Below are 10,298 nucleotides of genomic sequence, written 5' to 3' on the forward strand. Positions count from 1 at the left end.
TGGGTAGGGGAGCGGACCCGCGAAGGCCATAGCATCTGCGTGCGTTGCTGGCAGATGAATGGCCCCGTTTTGCCGTTGCTGGCGCGGCGCGATGCTTGACTCTGCGCGCGCCAACCAGTAACGGGCCGACTTCAAATTTCCGGCGGTCGGTAACCGCCTGACCAACCTGGACGAGACAAGACATGAAGATTCGCAACAGCCTCAAGTCGCTCAAGGGCCGTCACCGCGATAACCGCGTGATCCGTCGCCGTGGCCGCACCTACGTCATCAACAAGACGCAGCCCCGCTTCAAGGCGCGCCAGGCTGATCTGATTCGCCTGTCCCCGCGGCCTGTCGGCGGCGGGGAAACTTACGGCGGTCGGTCTGTGCACTGATGACATGAGACCCCCGCCATGTGCGGGGGTTTTGCCATGTCCGGAATAGATGCCGTTGTTTTCGACGTGGGCCGTGTGCTTGTCCAATGGGACATGCGCCGCCTGTTTGCCCAGCTCATCGACGATCCGCAGGAGCTGGAATGGTTCTGCACCACGGTCGTCACCGAGAAATGGCACCATCAGCATGACGAGGGCCGCGAGCTTTCCGAGCTCGTCGCCGAGCGCAAGGCCGAGTTTCCCGGCCACGATCACCTGATCGACGCCTACGCCACGCGCTTCCTCGAGACGATCCCCGGCAATGTCCCGGGCTCGCACGAGATCGTGCGCGAACTCGCCGCCTCGGGCATGGAGCTGTTCGCGATCACCAACTTCGCCTCGCCCTTCTGGCGCGAATACCGCGCGCAGGAACCGCTTTTCGACCTGTTCGGGGAGATCGTCGTCTCGGGCGATGAAAAGATTGCAAAGCCCGACCGTCGCATCTTTGACCTGGCCGCGCAGCGCTTTGGCCACGCACCTTCGGCCATGCTCTTCATCGATGACAACGCGGCCAATATCGAGGCCGCGGCGGCGCTCGGCTGGAATGTCCATCATTTCCAGGATGCGCCCACCCTGCGCGCCGACCTTGCGTCCCGGGGGCTGCTCGCCTGAGCGCGCGGCGCCTGTCGTCACAGCCTGTGCTTCTGGCTGGAACACATTTCTCCTGTCTGCCTTAACCCTTCTGCAGGGTGTGAAACTTTTATTTCGCACCTGCAGCGGGGGGTCCTTGGCAAGTCCCGTTCTATGTTGCATCACGTGGACAAACGGGAGTCACGATGTCGACGACGAACGCACCGAAGTTTGACGAAATGCTCAACGAGGACGGAACTGTTCGTTCCGCCTATGCCGATTTTCGCAATTGGTACGATGCGCAGGACAAGTCCTGGCTGAAACGACAGGACGGGGAAGCGGAACGTTTCTTCCGGCGCATCGGAATTACTTTCAATGTCTACGGGGAATCGGACGCCGAAGAGCGCCTCATCCCCTTCGACATGATCCCCCGGATCATCACCGCGAAGGAATGGCGCAAGCTCACCAAGGGCATCGAGCAGCGCGTGCGCGCGATCAACGCCTTCCTTCAGGACCTTTACCACCGGCAGGAAATCATCCGCTCCGGACGCCTCCCGATCAGCGCCTTGCGCAACAACGAGGCGTTCCTCTCGCAGATGATCGGCTTCACCCCGCCAGGCGGCGTCTACACCCACATCGTGGGCATCGACCTCGTGCGCACGGGGCCCGATGAATTCATGGTGCTGGAGGACAACGCGCGCACGCCCTCGGGCGTCTCCTACATGCTGGAGAACCGCGAGACGATGATGGCGATGTTCCCGGACCTGTTCACGCAGATCCCGGTGCGCCCCGTTTCCGACTACCCGCGCCGCCTCGCCCGGTCGCTGCGCGCCTGTGCGCCCGCGGCCTACAACGCGGCCGGGGGCAAGCGCCCGGTCGTCGCGGTGCTGACGCCGGGCATCTACAACTCGGCCTATTTCGAGCACGCCTTCCTCGCCGACCAGATGGGCGCGGAACTAGTGGAGGGCAGCGACCTTCGCATCATGAACGGGCGCGTCGCGATGCGCACGACGACCGGCTACAAGGCGATCGACGTCATCTACCGCCGTGTCGATGATGATTATCTCGACCCGCTCACCTTCAACGCGGATTCGGTGCTGGGCGTGGCGGGCATCATGGACGTCTACCGTTCGGGCGGCGTCACCATCGCCAACGCGCCGGGCACAGGGATCGCCGATGACAAGGCGATCTACAGCTACATGCCCGAGATCGTGGAATTCTACACAGGCGAGAAGCCGATCCTCAACAACGTGCCGACCTGGCGCTGTTCGGAAGCGGATTCGCTGGCCTACGTGCTCGACAACCTCAAGGACCTGGTGGTCAAGGAAGTGCACGGCTCGGGCGGCTACGGCATGCTGATCGGGCCTACCTCCTCCAAGAAGGAGCTGGCCGCCTTCGAGCAGAAGCTGCGCGCCAAGCCCGACAACTACATCGCCCAGCCCACGCTCTCGCTCTCGACGGTGCCGATCTTCACGCGCGAGGGGCTGGCGCCGCGCCACGTGGACCTGAGGCCCTTCGTGCTGGTCTCGCCCGACGGGATCGACATCACGCCCGGCGGCCTCACCCGCGTCGCGCTCAAGAAAGGATCGCTGGTGGTCAATTCCTCGCAGGGCGGTGGCACCAAGGACAGCTGGGTGCTGGAGGACTGATGCTCGGACGTGCTGCCAATGGCGTTTACTGGATGGCCCGCTACCTGGAGCGGGCGGAGAACACCGCGCGCCTGATCGACGTGGGCTTCCACCTCGCGCTCACCGGATCGAGCAAGGATTCGCAGCACGACGAGTGGCGCTCGGTGCTGACGACGGCCGGCCTGATCGAGGATTACGAGGCGCTCTACTCCGATTTTTCCGGCCCGCAGGTGTTCAACTACATCCTGCGCGATCCCGAAAATCCGGGCTCGGTGCTCAAGATGCTCGAATACGCGCGCACCAACGCGCGGGTCGTGCGCACCAGCATCACCAACTCGGTGTGGGAAGCCACGAACGAGGGGTGGATGACGCTCAAGGACATGCTCGCGCGGCCCGTGCGCGAGACGAACCTGGGCGAAGTGCTCACCGCGATCCGGCGCACCGGCACGCTCGTGCGCGGCGCGCTTGAAGGCACCATGCTGCGCAACGAGGTCTACAACTTCGCGCGCATCGGCACCTTCATCGAGCGCGCGGACAACACCGCACGCATTCTCGATGTGAAGTACTACGTGCTGCTGCCTTCCAACGCCTGGGTCGGTTCCAACCTCGACAACCAGCAGTGGGACACGCTGCTGCGCTCGGTCGCGGGCAACCGGGCCTTCTCCTGGCTCAACGCGGGCTCGATGGACCCGCGCGAGATCGCCCGCTTCCTGATCCTCGACGGCCAGTTCCCGCGCAGCCTGGTGTTCTGCGCCGAGAAGATCCGCAGCAACCTGGCCGGCCTTGCCAAGGAGTACGGCGGAGAGACGTCCGCGCACGAACTCCTGCGCGACAAGCTCTCGCGCCTGCACCAGATCGATGTCGAGGAAATCTTCGACCAGGGCCTGCACGAATTCCTGCAGGACTTCATCACCCGCACCAACGAGGTCGGCGCCGTGATCGCGGCCGACTACCGCTTCACAGAGTAAGGGGCCTTCGTGCTGCTGACCGTTTCCCATACGACCCGCTATGTCTTCGAAGACCCCGTTTCGCATGGATTGCAGCGCCTGCGCCTGAAGCCCAAGTCCACCCACGGGCAGGAGGTGCTCGACTGGACGATGGAGCTGACCGGCGCGAAGGTCGAGGCCGAGTACGACGACCAGCACAACAACCACACCGCGCTCGTCTCGCTGGAGGCGGGCGCGCGCGAAGTGATCGTGACCTGCAAGGGTTCGGTGCAGACCTCGATCAGCGACGGGGTCACGGGCATGCATTCCGGGCACATGCCGCTGTGGTGCTTCCTGCGTCCGACCGACCTTACCCGCGCGGGCAACAAGGTGCGCCAGCTCGTCGCCTCGGTCGCGGCGAACCGGGAGGACACGCTCGGGTTCCTCCACGCGCTGTCCTACGCGGTGGGCGAGGCGGTCGAGTACCTGCCGGGTGAGACCGACACGACGACGACGGCCGAGCAGGCTCTCGCGGCGGGCAAGGGGGTGTGCCAGGACCACGCCCATATCTTCATCAGTGCCGGACGCCTGCTCGACATTCCGATGCGCTACGTGGGCGGCTATCTCAAGATGGACGACCGCGAGGAGCAGGAGGCCGGGCACGGCTGGGCCGAGGCCTACGTCCAGGGGCTGGGCTGGGTCGGTTTCGATATCTCCAACAAGGTCTGCCCGGATGAGCGGTACATCCGCGTAGCCACGGGTTGCGATTATCGCGAGGCCGCGCCGGTTACAGGTATTTCCCAAGGCGGCGGCGCGACGAGCCTCGATGTCCATTTGTCGGTGGCCGAGAAGCTGCTAGGAGGACAGCAGCAGCAGCAATCCGGCGACGGGGCGCAGCAGCAGCAGACGGGAAGCGGCTCGGCCTGAAGGCCGGTCTGTCCCGGCTGTTCAGGTTACGGGACGTGAGACGTTCGGGGCAGGGCTCCGGCGCTCCTCAGAAAAGTTTGCAGGAACAAGAGCTTCCATGACGTACTGCGTTGGCATGATGCTGGAGCGTGGCCTCGTGTGCATGAGCGACACGCGGACCAATTCGGGGGTCGATAATATCTCGACCTTCCGCAAGATGAACCACTGGGAAGTGCCCGGTGAGCGAATCATCACGATCATGACGGCGGGCAACCTGGCCACCACGCAGGCCGTGATCAGCCAGCTGGAAGAGCGCAACAAGGCCCCTTCGGACCGGCACAACTCGCTGCTCGAGGCCGAGACGATGTTCCAGGTCGCCACGATCGTGGGCAACCTCCTTCACGAGACGATCGCCAGCCGGGTCGAGGACAACGGCCAGCGCGCGGCGGCGGGCACCTTCAGCGCGACGATCATCGTGGCGGGCCAGATCGCAGGGATGGAGCCGCGCCTGTTCATGATCTACCCGGAAGGCAACTTCATCGAGGCGAGTTTCGACACCCCTTTCTTCCAGATCGGGGAGACCAAGTACGGCCGGCCCATCCTCCTGCGCGGCTACGAGCCCGACATGAGCTTCGAGGCGGCGGTGAAGCTGCTGACCGTGTCCTTCGATTCGACCCTCAAGGCCAATCTCTCGGTGGGCCTCCCGCTCGACCTTCTGGTGATCGAGCGCGACCGCTTCACCCCGCTCCACGAGCGGCGCATCGAGGCGGGCGACCCCTACCTGCAGTCGGTCTCGGACGGCTGGGGTGAGGCGCTGCGCCAGGCGTTGGAAGCGCTGCCCGATTACCGCATGGACGGCGATGCGGGCGGCCTGTCGGCCTGATTCGCGAGAGCGCAAAACACCTCCATTTTCGAGTTAGTTGGCGCTGCTAACGCGCCTGCCCGCGTGGTACCCCAAGGCTTCGACTCCCCCACAAGAATGGAGCGGATCATGGGCCTTGGATTGTTCAGAAAAGGTGGCCGCGGGCCTGCGCAGAGCAGCTCGGCGGCGCGCATGCGCGACGTGCGCACCGAAGGGAAGGGCTACTTCCTCGCGGGCAAGGGGCAGTACACGCACGAGGTGGTGCGGCTGGCCCGGGGCCATTCGGCGCTGGCCTGGGGGGCAGAGGCGCCCACGGCCGTGGCGGGGATCGTCACGCATGGGACCAGTCAGGCAAGAGTGCTCGGGCGCGATTTTCTCGCCCGGCTGGTCGAGACCGCGCCCAATGGCTTTGCCTGCAACCGCATCGCCGTCCACATCGCGGGCGAAGGCATCGGCTACCTGCCGCCCAGCCTTTCGTCGATCTACGCCGAATGGGCCGAAGACTGGCGCCTGACCCAGACCTTGATCCTGTGCAAGGCGCGCGTTCTCATCAAGCCGGGCAAGGGGCCCCGGCGGCGCCCCTGCGCACAAGTCATGCTCGATATTGCCCGCCCCTTTGAAATCCGCGCCTTCGGGAGTTGAGGGAAGGGGGGGGGCGGACAGCCGCCGCCTAGCGGCAATAGCTCCCGCCGCTCGCTTCCAGGTGGAAGTGGTTGGCATGCGCGGCGTTGTAATCGGGACCCAGCACCATGCCGAACCGCTTGCAGGCGCTCTCGTGGACGACGCGCAGGAAGCGCTTTTCCGCGCCGGATCCCTGTTCCCAATCGTCCAGGACCGAAATCCGCCGTCCGTCGGCAAGGACGAAGCCGGAGACGTCGATGGCGTTGGCGGTGGCATGGCCCGAACGCTTCGCGGTCCCCGCCACGTTGCGGCAGTTGTAGCTGCCGAAGGTCTCGATCCGCGCGATGCGGCTGCCCAGGATCTGCTCGGCCGCGCGGTCGACGCCAAAGCGCGCCCATCCGGCAAACCCGGTTGCCACCGTGCAGGTCACCGGCCCCAGATTGGTGAGGCCAAGCGAGGCGGTGTCGCTGGCAAGGCTGGACAGGCGCACCGTGTTCACGGTCGAACAGCCCTTGCCGAAGTACTTGTCATCAAGCGGCTGGAAGGCGGCGTGCTGCGCGCTCAGTTCGCTCAGGCATTGGCCAAAGGCGGGGCTGGGGCGGCTGTAGGCGCGCGATGGCCGCGAGGATTGGGACTGCCGTGCGCTCTCGCGCTGCGAGGCAGGCGGCTGCGGGCTGCCGATGCAGGCGCCGAGCAGGCCCACAAGGGGCAGGATCAGCAGGTTTCTGCGCATGGGACGAGCTTATCACACCTGCGTGGTTAACGTGAGGTTGCTCACTCAACCCGTGGAGATCGCAGCAGTTCCAACGGGTTGGCGCTCCGAGCCGGCCAGCATTTGGAGAAAGTAGCAGGATGTGTCCGAGGGCCATCGCCCTCGGGCTCCCCAAACTGTCGAGCTCACCTTTGTCGCGCCGCCTTGGCGCAGACTGGTGAGGGTGCCGATCTTGGGGTCAAGGGGCGATGGCCCCTTGAAAGATAACTTCTTTTTCGTGTCTGGCGGACGTCTCTGCGCGGGCGCCATCACGCGAAAGTGCCCTTTTGCTCCGAGATGTATCCGACCATCGTACAATTGCCCCGATTGGCAGCGGGAATCGTTTGACATGATCGGGCAACGCTTTAGATGCGGCTTCGGGCCACGCGGTCCCAACGCCGCGCGTGCTCTCTGTGAGGAGAGTCTTAAATGACTGATATTACGGTTCCGGCGCGCAAGCCTGCGCGTCCGCATTTCTCGTCGGGTCCCTGCGCCAAGGCACCCACCTTTGCTCCCGAAAAGCTGGCCACCGAATCGCTGGGTCGTTCGCACCGCGCGAAGATCGGCAAGTCGCGCCTTCAGTACTGCATCGACCTGATGCGCGAAGTGCTGCAGCTGCCCGACACCCACCGCATCGGTATTGTCCCCGGTTCCGACACCGGCGCCTTCGAGATGGCCATGTGGACCATGCTCGGCGCCAAGCCGGTCACCACGCTCGCCTGGGAAAGCTTCGGCGAAGGCTGGGTGACGGACGCGGCCAAGCAGCTCAAGCTCGACCCCACCGTGATCCGCGCCGACTACGGCCAGATCCCCGACCTCACCCAGGTGGATTGGAGCAACGACGTGCTCTTCACCTGGAACGGCACCACCTCGGGCGTGCGCGTTCCCAATGCGGACTTCATTCCCGCCGACCGTGAAGGCCTCGCCTTCGCCGACGCGACCTCGGGCGTCTTCGCCTACGACATCGACTGGTCCAAGATCGACGTGGCCACCTTCTCCTGGCAGAAGGTTCTGGGCGGCGAGGGCGGCCACGGCGTCCTGATCCTCGGCCCCCGTGCGGTCGAGCGTCTGGAAACCTACACCCCCGATCGCCCGCTTCCCAAGATCTTCCGCATGACCAAGGGCGGCAAGCTGATCGAGGGCATCTTCAAGGGCGAGACGATCAACACCCCCTCGATGCTGGCCGTCGAAGACGCGATCTTCGCGCTGGAGTGGGCCAAGGACCTGGGCGGCCTCGAAGGCCTCAAGGCCCGTTCCGACGCCAATGCGGCCGCTCTCGACAAGATCGTTGAAGAGCGCGACTGGCTCGGTCACCTGGCCGCCGATCCGGCGACCCGTTCGAAGACCTCGGTCTGCCTCACCGTCGAAGGCGCGGACACCGACTTCATCAAGAAGTTCGCCGCCGCACTTGAGAAGGAAGGCGCGGCCTTCGATCTCGCCGGCTACCGCGATGCGCCCGCAGGCCTTCGCATCTGGTGCGGCGCCACGGTCAACACCCAGGACATCGAGGATCTCGGTCCCTGGCTTGACTGGGCCTACGCCACCGTCAAGGCCGCTGCCTGATTTTGTCGCTGTGTCCCGGCCATCGCGCCGGGGCCGGTTCTCCCGCAGGCCTGGCCATGTGCCGCCTGTGCTCCCCGCCAGCTGTCCATGTGTGGACGCGCGGGACGACGACAAGGAATTTGTAAAATGACCAAGCCCAAGGTTCTCATTTCGGACAAGATGGACCCCAACGCCGCGCGCATCTTCGAAGAGCGCGGCTGCGACGTGGACGTCATCACCGGCGAAACGCCCGAGCAGTTGATCGCCCGCATCGGCGAATACGATGGCCTCGCCATCCGTTCCTCGACCAAGGTCACCAAGGAAATCCTTGATGCCGCGACCAACCTCAAGGTCATCGGCCGCGCCGGCATCGGCGTCGACAACGTCGACATCCCCTATGCCTCGGGCAAGGGCGTGGTTGTCATGAACACCCCGTTCGGCAACTCGATCACCACCGCCGAGCACGCCATCGCCATGATGTTCGCGCTGGCTCGCCAGATCCCGGAAGCCAACGCGCAGACCAAGGAAGGCAAGTGGCCGAAGAACGCCTTCATGGGCGTGGAAGTCACCGGCAAGACGCTCGGCCTCATCGGCGCGGGCAACATCGGCTCGATCGTTGCCAGCCGTGCGCTCGGCCTCAAGATGAAGGTCGTCGCCTACGATCCGTTCCTGACCCCTGAGCGCGCCGTGGAAATGGGCGTGGAGAAGGCCGACCTCGACACCGTCCTGGGCAAGGCCGACTTCATCACGCTGCACACGCCGCTGACCGAGCAGACCCGCAACATCCTCTCGGAAGACAACCTCGCCAAGACCAAGAAGGGCGTGCGCATCGTCAACTGCGCGCGTGGCGGTCTGATCGACGAGAACGCGCTCAAGAAGATGCTCGACAGCGGGCACGTCGCCGGTGCCGCGCTCGACGTGTTCCAGACCGAGCCGGCCAAGGACTCGCCGCTGTTCGAGTGCGCGAACTTCATCTGCACCCCGCACCTGGGCGCCTCGACCACCGAAGCGCAGGTCAACGTCGCGCTGCAGGTGGCCGAGCAGCTTGCCGACTACCTCGTCAACGGCGGCGTCACCAACGCGCTCAACATGCCCTCGCTCTCGGCCGAGGAAGCGCCCAAGCTCAAGCCCTACATGAAGCTCGCCGAACAGCTCGGCAGCCTCGTCGGCCAGCTGACCCGCGATTCGGTCCCGCGCATTTCGATCCACACCGAAGGTGCGGCCGCCGAACTCAATATGCGCCCGATGGTCGCCGCTGTTCTCGCCGGGTTCCTGCGCGTCCAGTCGGACTCGGTGAACATGGTCAACGCCCCCTACCTCGCCAAGGAGCGCGGTCTGGAAGTGCGCGAAGTGAAGACCGAGCGCGAAGGCAACTACCACACGCTGATCCGCGTCTCGGTCAAGACCGAAGCTGGTGAGCGTTCGGTGGCCGGCACGTTGTTCAACAACCAGGACCCGCGCCTGATCGAACTGTTCGGCATCAGCGTCGAATCCGACCTGTCGGGCGACATGATGTACATCGTCAACGAGGACGCACCGGGCTTCATCGGCCGCATCGGTACGCTGCTGGGCGAAAACGGCATCAACATCGGCACCTTCAACCTGGGTCGCCGCGAGACCGGCGGCGAAGCCGTGCTGATGCTCTCGGTCGACAGCGCGGTCCCCGAGGACGTGCTCAAGCAGGCCGAAGCGCTTCCGGGCGTGAAGCTGGTCAAGGCGCTCAAGTTCGCCTGATCCCCGCCGCGGCCTCCGGGCTGTCGTAGTTACGAACGATCATGGGGGCGGGCCTTCGGGCTCGCCCCCTTTTCGTTTCGAAGGGGCTGGGAACCTCGAAGAAGGGGAAGGAAGACAAATGCGAGGGCCATCGCCCTCGCGCTCCCGGAATCGGAGAGCGCAGCGCTTTACGCCATGGCCGCTCCTTCCCGCCGCCCGCAGTTCCGCATGGTGCCCTCGCGCAGATGCTATGGCTGTTAGGCGCCCTAGTTGGTCGTTCGAGGGCTGATTTGACGCGCCGAGTAGCGGTCAGTCCGGTTTCCCTCGCCGTCCAGGTTTCTCAGCAGCCCAGACGGGTGACTAGGGCGT

General features: G+C 64.9%; 9 protein-coding genes and 1 pseudogene. 9 read left to right on the forward strand and 1 reads right to left on the reverse strand.

The genetic code is table 11. From position 1 onward, the window contains the following. Positions 1-182 precede the first annotated feature (182 nt). From ykgO to MBENS4_RS15045, 7 genes and pseudogenes are all read left to right on the forward strand, one after another. Positions 183-302 (forward strand): annotated as a pseudogene (ykgO, locus tag MBENS4_RS15015) (type B 50S ribosomal protein L36); the annotation flags it as partial. 108 nt (positions 303-410) lie between these two features. Next, a complete protein-coding gene (locus MBENS4_RS15020; RefSeq protein WP_039395003.1) occupies positions 411-1,022 on the forward strand; it encodes an HAD-IA family hydrolase in 612 nt (203 codons plus the stop codon). Between the two features lie 164 nt (positions 1,023-1,186). Next, positions 1,187-2,629: a circularly permuted type 2 ATP-grasp protein gene (locus MBENS4_RS15025; RefSeq protein WP_039392680.1), complete on the forward strand. Its 1,443-nt coding sequence runs from the start codon at positions 1,187-1,189 to the stop codon at positions 2,627-2,629. Continuing rightward, the gene (locus MBENS4_RS15030) at positions 2,629-3,576 is read left to right on the forward strand and encodes an alpha-E domain-containing protein (protein WP_039392681.1); all 948 of its coding nucleotides are present in this window, start codon (positions 2,629-2,631) and stop codon (positions 3,574-3,576) included. The genes MBENS4_RS15025 and MBENS4_RS15030 overlap by 1 nt, the downstream gene beginning before the upstream one ends. A 9-nt stretch (positions 3,577-3,585) precedes the next feature. Further along, complete coding sequence (locus MBENS4_RS15035; RefSeq protein ID WP_039392682.1) at positions 3,586-4,461, forward strand: transglutaminase family protein; 876 nt, start codon at positions 3,586-3,588, stop codon at positions 4,459-4,461. A 97-nt stretch (positions 4,462-4,558) separates the two neighbouring features. Further along, on the forward strand, positions 4,559-5,323 hold the full coding sequence (locus tag MBENS4_RS15040; protein ID WP_039392683.1) for a proteasome-type protease: 765 nt from the start codon (positions 4,559-4,561) through the stop codon (positions 5,321-5,323). Positions 5,324-5,494: 171 nt separating this feature from the next. Next, complete coding sequence (locus MBENS4_RS15045; protein WP_144400956.1) at positions 5,495-5,944, forward strand: hypothetical protein; 450 nt, start codon at positions 5,495-5,497, stop codon at positions 5,942-5,944. Between the two features lie 28 nt (positions 5,945-5,972). Here MBENS4_RS15045 and MBENS4_RS15050 read toward each other — a convergent pair whose 3' ends face one another. Continuing rightward, positions 5,973-6,656 (reverse strand): extensin family protein, encoded by a 684-nt coding sequence (locus MBENS4_RS15050; RefSeq protein ID WP_039392685.1) that lies wholly within the window; start codon positions 6,654-6,656, stop codon positions 5,973-5,975. Between the two features lie 447 nt (positions 6,657-7,103). Here MBENS4_RS15050 and MBENS4_RS15055 point away from each other — a divergent pair, with 447 nt between their 5' ends. Next, entirely contained in the window at positions 7,104-8,237 is a 1,134-nt protein-coding gene (locus tag MBENS4_RS15055) for a phosphoserine transaminase (RefSeq protein ID WP_039392686.1), read from the forward strand. Between the two features lie 126 nt (positions 8,238-8,363). After that, positions 8,364-9,950, forward strand: a complete 1,587-nt coding sequence (gene serA / locus MBENS4_RS15060; protein ID WP_039392687.1) for a phosphoglycerate dehydrogenase — start codon at positions 8,364-8,366, stop codon at positions 9,948-9,950. Positions 9,951-10,298 lie beyond the last annotated feature (348 nt).

It is taken from the genome of Novosphingobium sp. MBES04, from assembly GCF_000813185.1.
Taxonomy (GTDB): Bacteria; Pseudomonadota; Alphaproteobacteria; order Sphingomonadales; family Sphingomonadaceae; genus Novosphingobium; species Novosphingobium decolorationis.